This is a genomic window from Micromonospora sp. WMMC250 (assembly GCF_027460215.1).
Classification (GTDB): Bacteria; Actinomycetota; Actinomycetes; order Mycobacteriales; family Micromonosporaceae; genus Micromonospora; species Micromonospora taraxaci.
Genome location: NZ_JAPZBJ010000002.1, coordinates 7,022,023 through 7,039,343 on the forward strand (window position 1 = coordinate 7,022,023; position 17,321 = coordinate 7,039,343).

A 17,321-nucleotide genomic window follows, 5' to 3' on the forward strand; every position below is an offset into this window, starting at 1 on the left:
TGTGAAAAACGCGGCGGCGCTCTCCGGGCAGCAGCCGACGGCCGGTCCGGCTGTCGGTGCGCCCACGTCCGCGCCCGTCGTGAGCACGTCAGGGGCCACGGCCGCCGAGATCTCCACCCGGGACCGGGTCACCCAGTTGCTGCTGGAGCGGGGTGCCACCACCGCCGCGCAGCTCGGGGTGGCCCTCGGGCTCAGCCCGGCGGCGATCCGCCGACACCTGGACGCGATGCTCGCCGACGGTGACGTCTACGCCCGCGAGCAGACCGTTCAGGGCAGCCGTGGCCGGGGACGTCCGGCCAAGGTGTTCAGGTTGACCGAGGCCGGCCGCGTCCGCTGTGGCACACACCACTACGACAACATGGCCACCGCCGCGTTGCGCTGGATCGCCCGCAGTGGCGGTTCGGACGCGGTGGAGGCGTTCGCCGCCGAGCAGGTTTCCGCTCTTGAGTCCCGCTGCCGAGCGGCCATGGAGGACGCCGGCGACGACCCCCTCGCGCGTGCCGAGGCACTCGCCGCGGCGCTCACCGCCGAGGGTTACGCTGCCAACGCGACCACGATCGCCTCGGGCGGTCAGCTCTGCCAGCATCACTGCCCGGTGGCGCACGTGGCCGCCGAGTTTCCCCAGCTGTGCGAGGCCGAGACCGCGGTGATCTCCCGTCTGGTCGGCACCCACGTGCAGCGCCTGGCCACCATCGCGCACGGCGACGGGGTGTGCACCACGCACATCCCGACCCAGCCGGGCCGTGTTCAATCCGGTAATCCCGTCACCACTGTGAGGACAGATAAATGACCGAGCAGATCGTCCAGCCCCTGACCCAGGAAGAGCAGCTCGCCGCCCTGGGTCGGTACGAGTACGGCTGGTCCGACCCGGACGCCGCCGGGGCAGCTGCCCAGCGCGGCATCAACGAGGCGGTGGTGCGGGACATCTCGGCCAAGAAGAACGAGCCGGAGTGGATGCTCGACCTGCGCCTGAAGGGCCTGCGGCTGTTCGGCCGCAAGCCGATGCCGGCCTGGGGCGCGGACCTCACCGGGATCGACTTCGACAACATCAAGTACTTCGTGCGGTCCACCGAGAAGCAGGCCACCAGCTGGGAGGACCTGCCGGAGGACATCAAGAACACCTACGACCGGCTGGGCATCCCGGAGGCGGAGAAGCAGCGGCTGGTCGCCGGTGTGGCGGCACAGTACGAGTCCGAGGTCGTCTACCACAAGATCCGTGAGGACCTTGAGGAGCAGGGCGTCGTCTTCCTGGACACCGACACGGCGCTGCGGGAGCACGAGGACATCTTCAAGGAGTACTTCGGCACGGTGATCCCGGTCGGCGACAACAAGTTCGCCGCGCTGAACACCTCCGTGTGGTCCGGTGGCTCGTTCATCTACGTGCCGAAGGGCGTGCACGTGGAGATCCCGCTGCAGGCCTACTTCCGGATCAACACCGAGAACATGGGCCAGTTCGAGCGGACGCTGATCATCGTCGACGAGGGCGCGTACGTGCACTACGTCGAGGGCTGCACCGCGCCGCTCTACTCCTCCGACTCGCTGCACAGCGCGGTCGTGGAGATCATCGTCAAGAAGAACGCGCGCTGCCGGTACACGACCATCCAGAACTGGTCGAACAACGTCTACAACCTGGTCACCAAGCGCGCCGTCTGCCACGAGGGCGCGACCATGGAGTGGGTCGACGGCAACATCGGCTCCAAGGTGACGATGAAGTACCCGGCGGTCTACATGACCGGCGAGCACGCCAAGGGTGAGGTGCTCTCGGTGGCGATGGCCGGCGAGGGTCAGCACCAGGACGCCGGCGCCAAGATGGTGCACGCCGCGCCCCACACGAGCAGCACCATCGTGTCGAAGTCGATCGCCCGTGGCGGCGGCCGCACCTCGTACCGCGGCCTGGTCCAGGTGTTGGAGGGTTCGCACCACAGCCGGAGCACCGTCAAGTGCGACGCCCTGCTGGTCGACACGATCTCGCGCTCGGACACCTACCCGTACGTCGACATCCGCGAGGACGACGTGGCGATGGGGCACGAGGCGACCGTCTCCAAGATCAGCGATGACCAGCTCTTCTACCTGATGAGCCGGGGCCTGAGCGAGGACGAGGCGATGGCCATGATCGTCCGTGGCTTCATCGAGCCGATCGCCAAGGAGCTCCCGATGGAGTACGCGCTGGAGCTCAACCGTCTGATCGAGCTTCAGATGGAGGGCGCGGTCGGCTGACGCCGCCTCCGCCCGGCCATGGCCGGACCCGGACCCGGTACGCCGGGTCCGGTCCAGCCCGCTTCGACCCTCCGATCCATGACAGACCAAGGAAGAGATGACTACCCAGGCTTCCGCGCCGCCGCCCAGCACCAAGTCGCAGGCGCTGCGCTCGTACGACGTCGCCGACTTCCCGGCCCTCACCGGCCTGGAGGAGGACTGGCGTTTCACCCCGCTCAAGCGTCTCCGCGGTCTGGCCGGCGACGTACCGGCTGCGGCCGGTGCGGTCCGGCACGAGCACGGCGACCTGCCCGAGGGCGTGACCATCACCCGGATCGGCCGCGACGACGAGCGGGTCGGAAGCGTGCTGACCCCGGTGGACCGGGTCAGCGCGCTGGCCTACGGCGCTGCCGCCGACACCCTGCTCGTGCGGGTGGACCCCGAGGCGGTGCTCGGTGAGCCGGTGCGCCTGCGGGTGGTCGGTACGGGCGCCGAGCAGCCGGCGTTCGGGCACACCTTCGTCGAGGTGGGCCGCTTCGCCGAGACGACGCTGGTGGTGGAGCACGTCGGGTCGGCCACCCTGGCCGACAACGTCGAGGTGCTGGTCGCCGACGGCGCGAAGCTGACCCTGGTCACGATCGCCGACTGGGCCGACGACGCGGTCCAGGCCCAGCACCTGAAGGTCAAGCTGGGTCGGGACGCCAAGGTCGTCCACATCCAGGTCTCCCTCGGCGGTGACCTGGTCCGGCAGTTCACCAGCGTGGAATACACGGGTCGGGGTGGCGAGGCCGAGCTGTACGGCGTCTACTTCGCCGACTCCGGCCAGCACCTGGAGCACCGGCAGTTGGTCGACCACAACGTTCCGGACTGCCGCAGCTACGTCGGCTACCGGGGCGCCCTGCAGGGCGCGGACGCGCACACCGTCTGGGTGGGCGACGTGCTGATCCAGGCCGAGGCCACCGGCACCGACACGTACGAGATCAACCGGAACCTGCTGCTGACCGACGGCGCGCGGGCGGACTCCGTACCCAATCTCGAGATCGAGACCGGCGAGATCGCCGGCGCCGGCCACGCCAGCGCGACCGGCCGCTTCGACGACGAGCAGTTGTTCTACCTGATGGCCCGGGGGATCCCGGAGGGTGAGGCCCGTCGTCTGGTGGTCCGTGGCTTCTTCGCCGAGCTGATCAACAAGATCCCGGTGGAGTCGCTGCGCGAGCGTCTCGGTGACGCGATCGAGGCCCGGCTGACCAAGGCCGGCGCCTGATGATCCGGATCTGCTCCACCGAGGACGTGCCGAAGGGCACCGCGATCAGCGCGGATGTCGACGGCACTCCGATCGCCCTGGTGCACGGCGAGGACGGCAACTTCTACGCGGCGTACGACGAGTGCTCGCACGCCGCGGTCGCCCTCTCCGAGGGAGAGGTCGACGGTTGCACGCTGGAGTGCTGGCTGCACGGCTCGCGCTTCGACCTGCGCACCGGCGAGCCGAGCGGGCTGCCCGCCACCGAACCCGTCCCCGTCTACCCCGTCGAAGTCCGCGACGGCGACATCTACCTCAGCCTGACGCCGAGTAATGGAGTGACCCGATAATGAGCACCCTGGAGATCCGCGACCTGAAGGTGTCGGTCAAGCTGCCCGAGGGTGAGCTCAAGCCGATCCTGGCCGGCGTCGACCTGACCGTGAAGTCGGGCGAAACTCACGCCATCATGGGGCCGAACGGCTCCGGCAAGTCCACCCTGGCGTACTCGATCGCCGGTCACCCCAAGTACGAGATCACCGGCGGCACGGTGACCCTCGACGGCGAGGACGTGCTCGCCATGACCGTCGACGAGCGTGCCCGCGCTGGCCTCTTCCTGGCCATGCAGTACCCGGTCGAGGTACCCGGCGTCTCGGTGGCGAACTTCCTGCGGACCGCGAAGACCGCCATCGACGGGGAGGCGCCGAAGCTGCGCACCTGGGGCGGCGAGCTGCGCGGCGCGATGGAGCGCCTGCAGATGGACCCGGCGTTCGCCCAGCGCAACGTCAACGAGGGCTTCTCCGGTGGTGAGAAGAAGCGGCACGAGATCGTCCAGCTGGAGCTGCTCAAGCCGAAGATCGCGATCCTCGACGAGACCGACTCGGGCCTCGACGTGGACGCGCTGCGCGTGGTCAGCGAGGGCGTCAACCGGGTCCGCGACACCGGCGACACCGGCGTGCTGCTGATCACCCACTACACGCGGATCCTGCGCTACATCAAGCCGGACTTCGTGCACGTGTTCGTTGCCGGCCGGATCGTCGAGCAGGGCGGCCCGGAGCTGGCCGACAAGCTCGAGGCCGAGGGCTACGAGCGGTACGCCGCCGGGGCCGGCACGGCCAAGGCCTGAGCGGGAGAGGCGCTGCCGAGATGACCAGCATCGCGATCCCCGAGGGGATGCCGCAGTACGACGACGTGCCGCGTTTCGACGTGGCCCGGGTGCGCGCCGACTTCCCGATCCTCGATCGGGAGATCAACGGGCACCCGCTGGTCTACCTCGACAGCGCCAACACCTCCCACAAACCGCGCCAGGTGCTCGACGTGCTCGACGAGCACTACGCGCGGCACAACGCCAACGTCTCGCGCTCGGTGCACACCCTGGGCACCGAGGCCACCGAGGCGTACGAGGGGGCGCGGGCGAAGGTCGCCGCGTTCATCAACGCGCCGAGCGTCGACGAGGTGGTGTTCACCAAGAACTCCACCGAGGCGATCAACATCGTGGCGTACGCCTTCTCCAACGCCTCGCTGCGCCCGGACGCCGACAGCCGGTTCCGGCTCGGCCCCGGCGACGAGGTGGTGATCTCCGAGATGGAGCACCACTCGAACATCGTCCCGTGGCAGCTGCTCTGCGAGCGGACGGGCGCGACTCTGCGCTGGTTCCCGGTCACCGACCAGGGCCGGCTCGACGAGTCCGGCCTGGAGGACCTGGTCACCGAACGGACGAAGATCGTCTCGCTGGTGCACACGTCCAACATCCTCGGCACGGTCAACGCCACGTCGCGGATCACCGCCCGGGTCCGCGAGGTGGGTGCGCTGCTGCTGCTGGACTGCTCGCAGTCGGTGCCGCACCTGCCCATCGACGTGGTCGACCTGGACGCCGACTACATCGTGTTCACCGGTCACAAGATGTGCGGTCCGACCGGCATCGGCGTGCTCTGGGGCCGGGGCGAGCTGTTGGCGGCCATGCCGCCGGTGATGGGTGGCGGCTCGATGATCGAGACGGTCACCATGGCCCGCTCGACGTTCGCCGCGCCGCCGGCCCGGTTCGAGGCGGGCACCCCGCCGATCGCCGAGGCGGTCGCGCTCGGCGCGGCCGTGGACTACCTGACCGGTGTCGGGATGCGGGCCATCCAGTGGCACGAGAAGGAGCTGACGGCGTACGCGCTGGACGCCCTCGCCTCGGTGCCGGACCTGCGGATCTTCGGCCCGACCGTGCCGGTGGGTCGGGGCGGCACCATCTCGTTCGCGCTCGGCGACGTGCACCCGCACGATGTGGGTCAGGTGCTCGACTCGCTCGGCGTGCAGGTGCGGGTGGGTCACCACTGTGCCAAGCCGGTGTGCAGCCGGTTCGGCGTCCCGGCCATGACCCGGGCCTCGTTCTACCTCTACACCACCACGGAGGAGATCGACGCTCTGGTGGCCGGTCTGGAGCAGGTGAAGAAGGTGTTCGACTGATGCAGCTCGACCAGCTCTACCAGGAGATCATCCTGGATCACTACAAGCGCCCGCACGGGCGTGGACTGCGCGACGCCGAGGATTCGGGCGACCGGGTCGCGGAGGCTCACCACGTCAACCCCACCTGCGGTGACGAGGTCACCGTCCGGGTGGCCACCGACGGCACGGTCCTGCACGACGTCTCGTACGACGGGATGGGCTGTTCGATCAGCCAGGCCTCGGCGAGCGTGCTGCACGAGTTGCTGCGCGGTCGGGGCACCGGGGAAGCATTCGAGGTGCACGAGGCGTTCGTGGAGTTGATGTCCGGACGTGGCCAGGTCACGCCGGACGAGGACGTGCTCGGTGACGGCGTGGCCTTCGCGGGTGTGGCCCGCTATCCCGCCCGGGTCAAGTGCGCGCTGTTGCCGTGGATGGCGTTCAAGGACGCCGCAGCACGTGCCGGCGTGGGCGTCAACCCGGAGGTGACGGCATGAGCGAGCGTCAGCGAGTGAATCGGTGGTGCAGCGCAGTGGTGCCTCATGGCGTCGCGGAGCGCAGCGGAGCGATGGCATGAGCGAGCGTCAGCGAGTGAATCGGTGGTGCAGCGCAGTGGTGCCTCATGGCGTCGCGGAGCGCAGCGGAGCGATGGCATGAGCGAGCGTCAGCGAGTGAATCGGTGGTGCAGCGCAGCCTCGTGGCGTCGCGGAGCGCAGCGTAGTGACGGCATGAGCGAGAACAATTGGTGCAGCGCAGTGCTGCCCGGTGGTGGCACGGAGCGAAGCGGAGTGATGGCATGAGCAGCGAGAACACGGCAACCGCAGCGACGCCGGAGGCCGGTGACGCCACCGCGACGCCGCAGACCGACGCCGTGACGACCAACGACGCCGCGACGCCGGAGGCCGGCGACGCCGGCACCCCGGCGGGCGGCGTCAGCAAGGCCATGATCGCCGACATCGAGGAGGCGATGAAGGACGTCGTCGACCCGGAGTTGGGCATCAACGTGGTCGACCTGGGTCTGGTGTACGGCGTGCACGTCGACGACGAGAACGTCGCCACCCTGGACATGACGCTCACCTCGGCGGCCTGCCCGTTGACCGACGTGATCGAGGACCAGGCTCGGCAGGCGCTGACCACCGGCCCCGGGGGCGGTCTGGTCAACGACATCCGGATCAACTGGGTGTGGCTGCCGCCGTGGGGCCCGGACAAGATCACTGATGAGGGTCGGGACCAGCTCCGTTCCCTCGGCTTCAACGTCTGACCCGACTTCCGTTCGACCATCTTCGAGCGCGGTACCCCGTCCGGGGTGCCGCGCTCGATGCTTTCCGAATCCTGTCCGCTCCGTTTGTGGAACGGATCGTTCCGGTCTGCTAAGCTGAACCCACCAAATGGAGCGGAACGTTCCGCTCCGAAGGCGGGCGGGAACACCGCTCGTATGACGGGATCGGCGGAGGGGTCAGGACGATGAGCGACATGGCAGCGGCGCAGTGGCGGATCGTGCTCGACGAGGCGCACACGGCGCTCCGGACGGCCGTCGAGGGGGTCCCGGCCGACGCCTGGGACCGGCCCACCCCGTGCGAGCGGTGGACGGTCACCCAGGTGCTCCAGCACGCGACAGGTGACCAGCTCGCCTTCGCGTCGGCGATCGTCGGTGGGCCCGGGCCGACGGAGGACCCGTTCGCGCCCTCCGGCCGGATCGAGGGCGACAAGCTGGTCGACCTGCACGCCGCCCTCGACGCATCCGCCCGCGCCTGGGCGAGTGTCGCCGACGACAACCCGCAGGTGCCCACGCCGCTGCCCCAGGGCAAGCTCCCGGCCCACGTCGGTGCCGTCGCGTGCGCCCTCGACGCGGCGGTGCACGCGTGGGACATCGCGGCGGCCACCGGCCAGCCGTCCCCGCTCGGCGACGACCTGGCCCGACCCCTGCTGGTGGTCGCTCGGCAGATCGTCGAGCCGCTCCGGAACTACGGCGCGTACGCCCCGGCGCTCACCACCGGCCCGGAAGCCGACGAGGTCAGCGCCCTCCTCGCCTACCTCGGCCGCGACCCCCAGTGGTCCGCCGAAAAGGGCTGACAGAGCCCCGCCCAGCGCCGAGTCCTCGTCGCCGAGATCCGCGCAACATCGGGGATGTTGGTGTCTCCCGCGCGTCGGAGGCAGCAACATCCCCGATGTTGTGACGATCTTGGGCGCGGGGCGCGGGGCGCGGGGCGCGGGGCGCGGGGCGCGGGGCGCGGGGCGCGGGGCGCGGGGCGCGGGGCGCGGGGCGCGGGGCGCGGGGCGCGGGGCGGGGAAAAGCGGTGGCGGGGGCGGGGCTTCGGCGCGCAGGATGCGCGTGTGATTGAGGCGTACCCGATGCAGGTCCCTGTCCGTGCGGCGACTGCCGTGCGTCGACAGCGGCCGGTCCGGCGGCGAGCCTCGACGCGCCACCGACGGCCGTGACCGGGGCGTTCCTCGCCGGTCTGGTGGCCGGCTACGGCGTCGCCATCCCGGTCGGCGCGATCGCGATCCTCATCCTGGGGCTCAGCGCCCGTACCTCGTTTCGGGTCGGTGCCGCGGCGGCGCTCGCGGTGGCGACGGCCGACGGTCTCTACGCGGCGGTCGCCGCTCTCGGTGGCGCCGGGCTGGCCGGGTTCGTCGCGCCGGTGGCCGGGCCGCTTCGGGTGGTCGCGGCCGTCGTCCTGCTGGGCCTGGCCGCGCACGGCCTGTGGCGGACCTGGTCCGCGCACCGGTCACGGCGGACGCCGACGGCACCCGTCGGCGGGGGTCTGAGCACTCCGGGGCGGGCCTACGCGGCGTTGCTCGGGCTGACCCTGCTCAACCCGGCGACGGTGCTGTACTTCACCGCGCTGGTGCTCGGTCGTCGGGACACCGCCAGCGCGGGCGCGGGCGCGGCGGCGCTCTTCGTGGCGGGCGTGTTCCTGGCGTCGGCGAGTTGGCAGCTGCTCATCGTCGGCGGCGGCACCGTGGTCGGTCGGGCGTTGAGCAGCCCGCGTGGGCGGCTGGTCACCGGCCTGGTCTCCAGCGCGCTGATCGCCGCGCTGGCGGTGGTCGCACTGCTGCCGGGCTGAGCGGCCCGCCCAGCCGGCCGTGCCGTACGGTCGGGCGATGACCAGTCGACCCGCCGCCGGAGGTGGCCGCTGGGTGGAGGTCGACCCGGCCCGCGTCGGCCGCTGGGTCGAGGGCTTCGCCGACCGGCACGGCCCGCACACCACCACGGTGCGGGAGTACGGGCTGCTGCTCACCGCCGACGACGGGGCAACCGCCGAGGTGTACGCCCCACCCGGTGCGCCGGCCGGCGACGACGTCGCCGGGTTCGTGGCCGCCGCTGTGGCGCCCCGCCGGATCGGCCTGCTGCTGGCCCGCAAGGGCGCGGTGGCTGTCGGGGTGGCCGAGGGTGGTGACCTGGTCGTCTCCAAGGTGGACAGTCGTCACGTGCAGGGGCGCACCGCAGCGGGGGGATGGTCACAGCAGCGGTTCGCCCGGCGGCGCGACAACCAGGCGAAGGCCGCCATGGGTGACGCCGCCGACCTGGCCGTACGGCTGCTGTTGCCGGAGGTGGCGAGGCTGAGCGCGGTGGTCTGCGGCGGGGACCGGCGGGCGGTGGACACGGTGCTGGCCGACCGGCGGTTGGCCCCGCTCGTGCCGCTGCGCGCGGAGCGGCTGCTCGACGTGCCGGAGCCACGGCACGCGGTGCTCGTCGCGGCGGTGACCGCGGCGCGGGCGGTGCACATCCGGCTGCGCGACCCGGAACCCGGCTGAGGTCGGGAGACGACCGCCACGCGAAACGGGGTTCTGAGCCTGCCGCCGTGCCGCCGGACGGAGGATGGGCACGTGGAGTTTCTGGTGGACATGGTGACGACGGTGCCGGAGGGCACGTCGGAGGACGAGGTCGCCGCGATGCGTGCGCGGGAGGCGGCGCGTTCGGCCGAGCTGACGGCGCAGGGCAGCCTCCTGCGGCTGTGGCGACCGCCGCTGGCGCCGGGGGAGTGGCGTACCTGGGGGCTGTTCCAGGCCGACGACGCCGAGGCCCTGGAGGCGGTGCTCGCGTCGATGCCGTTGCGGGCGTGGCGGCGGGAGACCGTCACGCCGTTGACACCGCACCCGAACGACCCGGGTCAGCCGCCCCGGCAGCCGGGGCGGTGACCATGGCCAGCAGCGAGATGGAGATCCTGCGGACCGTCCTCGACCGGTGGGCGTCGGCGGTCGACGCCCACGAGCCGGAGCGCGTCGCGTCGTCCTTCACCGAGGACGCGATCTTCCAGGGGCTGCGTCCGTACACCGTCGGCCGGGCCGGGGTCGCCGCGTACTACGCCGCCCAGCCGCTCGGCCTGACCGCCGCGTACGACATCCGGGAGGTCCGCCGGTTCGCGGACGACCTGGTCCTCGGGTACCTGGATGTGCGGTTCGGCTTCACCGACCGCCCTACCCTGAGCGTGCACCTCGCCGTGGTCGTGCGGCGGGTCGACGACGACTGGCTGATCGCGCACTACCAGGTCTCGAAGCTCGATTAGGGCCTGCGTCGAAGCCCCTGGCCGAGGACTTTGACACAGGCCCTGGAGCGACAGCCGCCCCGCCAGCGTGATCGGCGCTGACGGGGCGGGTCGGGTGGGGCGGGGGACGTCAGAGCTGGTCGGTGCCGAAGGTGTCGCAGACCTTCGGGTCGCCCCTGTCGTACCCCTGGGTGAACCAGCGCTTGCGCTGCTCGGACGTGCCGTGGGTGAACTGGTCCGGGTTGACCCGGCCGCCGGAGCGTTCCTGGATGCTGTCGTCGCCGATCGCCTCGGCGGCCTGCACGGCCTCGCTGATGTCGGTCTGGGTGATCGACGTGAACAGCGGCTCCTGGCCGGTCTTGTCCTTGCTCTCGGTGGCGTGCTTGGCCCAGGCGCCGGCGTAGCAGTCGGCCTGCAACTCCAGCCGCACGGAGGCGGACTTGGGGCCGCTCTGGTCGCCCTGGCCGGCCTTGGCGTTGGTGCCGAGCAGGTTCTGGACGTGGTGCCCGTACTCGTGGGCCAGCACGTACGGCTGGGCGAACTCGCCCTTGGCCCCGAACCGGGAGGCCAGCTCGTCGTAGAAGCTCAGGTCGATGTAGACCTTCCGGTCGGCCGGGCAGTAGAACGGGCCGACGCCCGAGTCGGCCTGCCCGCAGCCGGTGTTCACGGCGGCCTGGAAGAAGTTGGTGGTGGTGGCCTCGTAGTCGCCCTTGCCCAGCTCCGGGTACGCCTTCTGCCAGTAGGCCTGGATGCTGTTGACGTAGAGCAGGTTGCGGCAGCGTGCGTCGTCGAGACGGTCGGGGTTGGCGGTGGAGCACACCTGGTCCAGGTCGCCGCCCCCGGCCTGACCGCCCTCGTCGCCGTTGGTCATGGCGTTGAGACCGAAGCCGCCGCCGAGCAGGGCGATGAGCACGGCCACCACGATGCCGATGATGCCGCCCCGGCCACCGCCGCCGGGGATGGGGATGCCGATGCCGCCGCCTGACCCGCCGCTGCCTCGGCCCAGGTCGTTGGCCTGGGAGGTGTCGAGCTCGGCCCGCTCGTTGAGTTCCATGGTGACCCCGATCGCCGTATGCCGGTGAGAGTGTCTTGTGTGTGTCGTTTCGTCCATCGAGTGCCGGACGGGGTCCGGACAGGCGTTCCGGTACCCGATGATCTTGATCGGTAATCCGAGCGGGTCGTTCGTGAGCGCCCGGTACACTTGTCGGGTGCTGCGCTGCGAAGGCTGAACCGCCCCGCGCCGTCGGGCCTCTTGAGCCCGCCGGCCGTTTCGCGTGCCCCGAGTCAGCCTTCCAGACCCCGAGAGCGAGCCCGACACCATGATCACTGCCACCGGCCTGGAACTGCGTGCCGGTTCCCGCATCCTGCTGTCCGACACCACGCTGCGGGTGCAGCCCGGTGACCGGATCGGCCTGGTCGGTCGCAACGGCGCCGGCAAGACCACCACCCTGAAGGTGCTCGCGGGCGAGGGGCAGCCGTACGGGGGCCAGATCGACCAGCGCAGCGCCATCGGTTACCTCCCCCAGGACCCCCGCACCGGCGACCTCGAGGTGACCGGCCGCGACCGGGTGCTGTCGGCGCGCGGCCTGGACGTGCTGATGGCGCAGATGAAGGAGATCGAGGCCCAACTCGCCGAGGACGCCAACGACAAGTTGGTCCGGCGCTACGGCGCGTTGGAGGACCAGTTCGCCGCCCTGGGCGGGTACGCCGCCGAGGCCGAGGCCGCCCGGATCTGCGCCAATCTCGGCCTACCGGACCGGGCGCTCGCGCAGACCATCGGCACCCTCTCCGGTGGTCAGCGGCGGCGCATCGAGCTGGCCCGGATCCTGTTCCGGGACGCCGGTGAGAACGGCGGCGGCATCCTGCTGCTCGACGAGCCGACCAACCACCTCGACGCCGACTCGATCACCTGGCTGCGCGGCTTCCTCGCCAACCACAAGGGCGGCCTGATCGTGATCTCCCACGACGGCGCCCTGCTGGAGTCGGTGGTCAACAAGGTCTGGTTCCTCGACGCCACCCGCTCGGTCGTCGACGTCTACAACCTGGGTTGGAAGGCGTACCTGGAGGCACGTGAGACCGACGAGCGGCGTCGCCGCCGGGAGCGGGCCAACGCCGAGAAGAAGGCCGGCGCGTTGATGGCGCAGGCCGACAAGATGCGCGCCAAGGCGACGAAGACCGTCGCCGCGCAGAACATGGCCCGCCGCGCCGAGAAGCTGATCTCCGGCCTGGAGGAGGTACGGGTCGCCGACCGGGTGGCCAAGGTGCGTTTCCCCAGCCCTGCGCCGTGTGGCAAGACCCCGCTCACCGCGAGCGGCCTGTCCAAGTCGTACGGCTCGTTGGAGATCTTCACCGACGTCAACGTCGCCGTCGACCGGGGTTCCCGGGTCGCCATCCTGGGGCTCAACGGCGCCGGCAAGACGACGCTGCTGCGGATGCTCGGCGGGCTGCTCACTCCGGACACCGGCGAGGTGCACGCGGGTCACGGGCTGCGGCTGGGCTACTACGCCCAGGAGCACGAGACGCTGGACGTGGAGCGGACGGTGCTGGAGAACATGCGCGCCGCCGCCGTCGAACAGTCCGACACCGACCTGCGCAAGATCCTCGGTGCGTTCCTCTTCTCCGGTGACGACGTGAACAAGCCGGCCGGGGTGCTTTCCGGTGGCGAGAAGACCCGGCTGGCGCTGTCCACCCTGGTCTGTTCCGGCGCCAACGTGCTGCTCCTCGATGAGCCGACGAACAACCTCGACCCGGTCAGCCGGGAGCAGGTGCTCGACGCGATCGCCAACTACCCGGGCGCGATCGTCCTGGTCACCCACGACCCGGGCGCGGTGCTCGCGCTCAAGCCGGACCGGGCGATCCTGCTGCCCGACGGTGACGAGGACGCCTGGAGCGACGACCTGCTCGAACTGGTCGAGCTGGCCTGATCAAGCTCGTGGGCGGCCCTCAGCCGAGCAGGTCGACCAGCCGGCCGAGAACGCCGGAGCTGACCAGGATCACGACGCCGATGCCGATGAAGATCGTCGGCACCAGCCAGTGGCCGGCGCGTTCGACCACCCGGACCACCCGGGGGTGGCCGCCCAGCCAGGCGCCGACGGCGCACCACAACGCAATGAGCATTACGAAGACCAGGAGGAACACCGCACTGTCGGCCACGCCGAGGGCTCGGAAGACGGGTACGTAGACGGCCACGTTGTCAGCGCCGTTCGCGATCGTCACCCCGGCCACACCGAGCGTTCCAGTGACGACGGTCGGGGTCTCGTCCTCGTCTGAGTGCCGCAGCGCGCGGACGCCCAGCACGATCGGCAGGAGGCCGAGAAGCCCCGTCCACGGGTCCGGCACCACGAGCAACCCCGCCGCCACCACAGCGCTCGCCAGCGCGAGCGCGCCGATTCCGACGTATTGGCCGGCGACAATCTGCCACGGACGGGGTCGGCCGGTGGTGCGGGCCGCGACGAAGAACAGCGTCAGGATGACGATGTCGTCGATGTCGGTCGCGGCGAACACCACAGCCGCTCCGGCCGCCGTGCTGAACAGGTCGATCACGACGGCAGGTTACGGCTCGTCGGCGACAGCCGTCGCCTTCGGGGGTACGCCCGGAGGCCGGACGGGGCCGATTGCCAGGATCACCCTATCGGGAAGCTGACATTGCATAGCGTGTCGGTTGGCGAAGAGTTGATATCTGGCGCATGATCGTTCGAGGCGGTCTAATAGGTGGGACCGTATCCGAACCGCACAGTCTGGGACGTGAGGACACAGCATGGCAGCCACTGGCACAGCCACCAGCACTGAGAAGGGTCGCCGGATCGTCGGAGCCGAGCGTCAGACGCTCGCCAAGGACCTGGTAAAGCGGTACACCTCGGGGGAAAGTATCCGCGCGTTGGCGGCCTCGACCGGCCGTTCCTACGGGTTCATCCACCGAGTGCTCACCGAGTCCGGGGTGCAGCTGCGTCAGCGCGGTGGTGCCCGACGCCGCAAGAAGGCGTGACCCGCCCCTCAGCGTCGTCCACCAGCGCCGCGCCCCGGGTTGCCCGGTGACCGCCGAGGCGACCGGGGTTCGGCTGACCTGCGACGGGCCGGTTGCCACGGTGACGTTGTGCCGGCCCGACGTGCTCAATGCCCAGACGCCTGCCATGTGGCGGGCGATGAGCGACTTCTCCCGCGACCTGCCCGGCGACGTGCGGGTGGTGGTGGTCCGGGGCGAGGGGCGTGCGTTCTCCGCCGGCCTCGACCTCGCGGTGGCCGGTGCTTCCGGCCCGGGCTCGTTCGCCGAGCTGGCCACGCTGCCCGAGCAGGAGTGTGCCGAGCGCATCGCGGAGTTCCAGGCCGGCTTCACCTGGCTGCACCGTCCGGACGTCATCTCGGTGGCGGCCGTGCAGGGCCACGCGATCGGTGCGGGTTTTCAACTCGCGCTCGCCTGTGACCTGCGTGTTCTCGCTGCCGACGCGAAACTGTCGATGGCCGAGGTGACCCTTGGCCTGGTGCCCGACCTGGCCGGCACGAAGCGTCTCGTCGAGCTGGTCGGCTACGCCCGGGCGCTGGAGATCTGCGCGACCGGCCGCCGGTTGGACGCCGCCGAGGCGGACCGGATCGGGCTGGCCACCCTCGTCGTGCCGCCGGTCGAGGTGGACGAGGCGGTCCGGGACCTGACCGCTGGTCTGCTCGCCGGGGCGCGGGACGCGGTGGTGGAGATCAAGGCGTTGCTCGCCGGCGCGGCTGGGCGGTCGCACGCCGACCAGCAGCGCGCCGAGCGGGAGGCACAGACCCGTCGGCTGCGCGACCTGGCGGGCCGCGGAGAATAGGTAAGGACCGCACGGGAAGATCCGGGTTACGACCGAGGTTGTCACACTCGTCGGGAGAATTGACCTGACGACGCGGTCTGCCCGACAACCCGGAGGTGAGCGATGTCCAACCCGATGTCCGGAGGCGGCATGGCCGGGTGGAGCATGCTCCGGTCGATGCGCAACCGGGACGAGGTCGCCACCCACCGGCTCAAGCGCGGCGTGGCCCGCCGCATCGTCGCCTTCGCCCGGCCCTACCGGCGCGACATCATCGTTTTCCTGGCCACCGTGGTGCTGGCCGCCATCATCGGTGTGGCCACCCCGGTGCTCGCCGGTGACGTGATCAACGCGATCAACCGGGGCGGCACCGAGGCCGGCCGACTCGTGGTGCGGCTGGCCCTGTTCATCGCCGCGCTGGCGGTCGCCGACGCGCTGCTCTCCCTCGCCCAACGGTGGTATTCCGCCCGGATCGGCGAGGGCATCATCTTCAACCTGCGCACCCGGGTCTACGACCACGTGCAGCGGATGCCGTTGCAGTTCTTCACCCGTACCCAGACCGGTGCCCTGGTCAGCAGGCTCAACAACGACGTGCTCGGCGCCCAGCGGGCGTTCACCTCCACCCTGTCCGGCGTGGTCAGCAACGTCATCCAGCTGGTGCTCACCGCGGCGGTGATGTTCACCCTCTCCTGGCAGATCACCGCGCTCTCGCTGGTGCTGCTGCCGATCTTCATCATCCCGGCCCGTCGGGTCGGTCGGCGGCTGGCCGACATCACCCGGGAGGCGTACAACCTCGACGCCAAGATGAACGCGACGATGACCGAGCGGTTCGGGGTGGCCGGCGCGCTGCTGGTCAAGCTCTTCGGTCAGCCCGAGATCGAGGCACGACGGTTCGCCGGCCGGGCCGAACGGGTCCGTGACATCGGCATCCAGTCCGCCATGTACTCCCGCACGTTCTTCGTGGCGATGCTGCTGGTGGCCTCGCTGGCGCAGGCCCTCACCTACGGCCTGGGCGGATGGCTGGCGGTCACCGGCGGCGTCAGCGCGGGCACCGTCGTGACGCTCGCGCTGCTGCTCACCCGCCTGTACGGTCCGCTCACCGCGCTCTCCAACGTCCGGGTGGACGTGATGAGCGCCCTGGTCTCGTTCGACCGGGTCTTCGAGGTGCTCGACCTCGCGCCGGGCATCGTGGAGAAGCCCGACGCGGTGCCGGTGCCCCGGGGGGCCGGCCGGGTCGACTTCCGCGACGTGCGATTCCGCTACCCGAGCGCCGCCGAGGTCTCCCTCGCCTCGCTGGAGGAGGTCGCCACGCTCGACCGCACCGTCAACGAACCGGTGCTCAAGGGCGTCTCGTTCAGCGTGGAGCCGGGGCAGATGGTCGCACTGGTCGGCCCCTCCGGCGCCGGCAAGTCGACGCTCTCGATGCTCATCTCCCGCATCTACGACGTCAGCGACGGCCAGGTGCTGGTCGGCGGTGTGGACGTACGCGACGCCACGCTGGCGTCCCTGCGCGACGAGATCGGTGTGGTCACCCAGGATTCGCACCTGTTCCACGAGACGATCGCCGAGAACCTGCGCTACGCCAAGCCGGACGCCACCGACGACGAGATCTGGGCCGCGCTGGCCGGCGCCCAGGTGGCCGACCTGGTCCGGTCACTGCCCGATGGTCTGGACACCACCGTCGGGGAACGCGGCTACCGGTTCTCCGGCGGCGAGAAGCAGCGCATCGCGATCGCCCGGCTGCTGCTCAAGGCGCCGTCGATCGTGATCCTCGACGAGGCGACCGCCCACCTCGACTCGGAGAGCGAGGCGGCCGTGCAACGGGCGTTGGCGGTGGCGCTGACCGGGCGTACCGCCCTGGTGATCGCGCACCGGCTCTCCACAGTGCGCGACGCCGACCAGATCCTGGTCCTCGACGGCGGGCGGATCGTCGAGCGGGGGCGGCACGACGAGCTGGTGGCCGTCGGCGGGCTCTACGCCGAGCTGTACCGCACCCAGTTCGCTGCCGCCGACTCGCCCACTCCGTTCGTCGACGCCACCGGCCCTGAGCCGGTGGTCATGCCGCTGGGCACCTACCGCGCCGACGAGGTGCTGCCGCCGGCCGCCGCGAACTGAGGGCGCTCGCCCGTCGCATTCGTGTCGGTCGGTTGCTCTACGGTGTGCGCCGTGCAGACGCACCGGAACCTGCTCGCGCCC

General features: G+C 70.8%; 19 protein-coding genes. 17 read left to right on the forward strand and 2 right to left on the reverse strand.

Annotated features, from left to right (window positions below):
* Position 1 precedes the first annotated feature (1 nt).
* The 13 genes from O3438_RS31980 to O3438_RS32040 all read left to right on the forward strand — a co-directional run bounded on the left by O3438_RS31980 (position 2) and on the right by O3438_RS32040 (position 10,371).
* A complete protein-coding gene (locus O3438_RS31980; protein WP_442929684.1) occupies positions 2-790 on the forward strand; it encodes a helix-turn-helix transcriptional regulator in 789 nt (262 codons plus the stop codon).
* On the forward strand, positions 787-2,217 hold the full coding sequence (gene sufB, locus O3438_RS31985) for a Fe-S cluster assembly protein SufB (RefSeq protein ID WP_088988557.1): 1,431 nt from the start codon (positions 787-789) through the stop codon (positions 2,215-2,217). Before O3438_RS31980 ends, sufB begins: the two co-directional genes overlap by 4 nt.
* 97 nt (positions 2,218-2,314) lie before the next feature.
* Positions 2,315-3,460, forward strand: a complete 1,146-nt coding sequence (gene sufD / locus O3438_RS31990; RefSeq protein WP_269683215.1) for a Fe-S cluster assembly protein SufD — start codon at positions 2,315-2,317, stop codon at positions 3,458-3,460.
* Complete coding sequence (locus O3438_RS31995; protein WP_145779866.1) at positions 3,460-3,786, forward strand: non-heme iron oxygenase ferredoxin subunit; 327 nt, start codon at positions 3,460-3,462, stop codon at positions 3,784-3,786. The genes sufD and O3438_RS31995 overlap by 1 nt, the downstream gene beginning before the upstream one ends.
* A complete protein-coding gene (sufC, locus tag O3438_RS32000; protein WP_007462702.1) occupies positions 3,786-4,559 on the forward strand; it encodes a Fe-S cluster assembly ATPase SufC in 774 nt (257 codons plus the stop codon). The genes O3438_RS31995 and sufC overlap by 1 nt, the downstream gene beginning before the upstream one ends.
* A 20-nt stretch (positions 4,560-4,579) precedes the next feature.
* Positions 4,580-5,884, forward strand: a complete 1,305-nt coding sequence (locus O3438_RS32005) for a cysteine desulfurase (protein ID WP_269683216.1) — start codon at positions 4,580-4,582, stop codon at positions 5,882-5,884.
* On the forward strand, positions 5,884-6,357 hold the full coding sequence (gene sufU, locus O3438_RS32010) for a Fe-S cluster assembly sulfur transfer protein SufU (RefSeq protein ID WP_269683217.1): 474 nt from the start codon (positions 5,884-5,886) through the stop codon (positions 6,355-6,357). The genes O3438_RS32005 and sufU overlap by 1 nt, the downstream gene beginning before the upstream one ends.
* 299 nt (positions 6,358-6,656) lie before the next feature.
* Positions 6,657-7,121, forward strand: a complete 465-nt coding sequence (locus O3438_RS32015; protein WP_269683218.1) for a metal-sulfur cluster assembly factor — start codon at positions 6,657-6,659, stop codon at positions 7,119-7,121.
* A gap of 203 nt (positions 7,122-7,324) precedes the next feature.
* Entirely contained in the window at positions 7,325-7,933 is a 609-nt protein-coding gene (locus tag O3438_RS32020; RefSeq protein WP_269683219.1) for a TIGR03086 family metal-binding protein, read from the forward strand.
* 362 nt (positions 7,934-8,295) lie between these two features.
* Positions 8,296-8,928, forward strand: coding sequence for a LysE family transporter (locus O3438_RS32025; protein WP_269683220.1), 633 nt, complete (start codon positions 8,296-8,298; stop codon positions 8,926-8,928).
* 37 nt (positions 8,929-8,965) lie between these two features.
* Positions 8,966-9,619, forward strand: a complete 654-nt coding sequence (locus O3438_RS32030) for an acVLRF1 family peptidyl-tRNA hydrolase (RefSeq protein WP_269683221.1) — start codon at positions 8,966-8,968, stop codon at positions 9,617-9,619.
* Between the two features lie 72 nt (positions 9,620-9,691).
* Positions 9,692-10,003 carry a muconolactone Delta-isomerase family protein gene (locus O3438_RS32035; RefSeq protein WP_269683222.1) on the forward strand — a complete coding sequence of 104 codons (312 nt, stop codon included), beginning with the start codon at positions 9,692-9,694 and terminating at the stop codon, positions 10,001-10,003.
* A gap of 2 nt (positions 10,004-10,005) precedes the next feature.
* Positions 10,006-10,371, forward strand: coding sequence for a YybH family protein (locus O3438_RS32040; RefSeq protein WP_269683223.1), 366 nt, complete (start codon positions 10,006-10,008; stop codon positions 10,369-10,371).
* 109 nt (positions 10,372-10,480) lie between these two features.
* Here O3438_RS32040 and ypfJ read toward each other — a convergent pair whose 3' ends face one another.
* Positions 10,481-11,404, reverse strand: coding sequence for a KPN_02809 family neutral zinc metallopeptidase (ypfJ, locus tag O3438_RS32045; RefSeq protein WP_269683224.1), 924 nt, complete (start codon positions 11,402-11,404; stop codon positions 10,481-10,483).
* Positions 11,405-11,669: 265 nt separating this feature from the next.
* Between ypfJ and O3438_RS32050 the strand changes: the two genes are divergently transcribed.
* On the forward strand, positions 11,670-13,274 hold the full coding sequence (locus O3438_RS32050; protein ID WP_269683225.1) for an ABC-F family ATP-binding cassette domain-containing protein: 1,605 nt from the start codon (positions 11,670-11,672) through the stop codon (positions 13,272-13,274).
* Positions 13,275-13,293: 19 nt separating this feature from the next.
* Here the strand turns inward: O3438_RS32050 and O3438_RS32055 are convergent, their stop codons facing one another.
* Entirely contained in the window at positions 13,294-13,893 is a 600-nt protein-coding gene (locus O3438_RS32055; protein WP_269683226.1) for a cadmium resistance transporter, read from the reverse strand.
* Positions 13,894-14,107: 214 nt separating this feature from the next.
* Here O3438_RS32055 and O3438_RS32060 point away from each other — a divergent pair, with 214 nt between their 5' ends.
* The 3 genes from O3438_RS32060 (at position 14,108) to O3438_RS32070 (ending at position 17,240) form a co-directional block, all read left to right on the forward strand.
* Complete coding sequence (locus tag O3438_RS32060) at positions 14,108-14,335, forward strand: helix-turn-helix domain-containing protein (RefSeq protein ID WP_007462679.1); 228 nt, start codon at positions 14,108-14,110, stop codon at positions 14,333-14,335.
* A 46-nt stretch (positions 14,336-14,381) separates the two neighbouring features.
* Complete coding sequence (locus O3438_RS32065; protein WP_269683227.1) at positions 14,382-15,149, forward strand: enoyl-CoA hydratase/isomerase family protein; 768 nt, start codon at positions 14,382-14,384, stop codon at positions 15,147-15,149.
* Positions 15,150-15,263: 114 nt separating this feature from the next.
* On the forward strand, positions 15,264-17,240 hold the full coding sequence (locus tag O3438_RS32070; RefSeq protein WP_269683828.1) for an ABC transporter ATP-binding protein: 1,977 nt from the start codon (positions 15,264-15,266) through the stop codon (positions 17,238-17,240).
* Positions 17,241-17,321 lie beyond the last annotated feature (81 nt).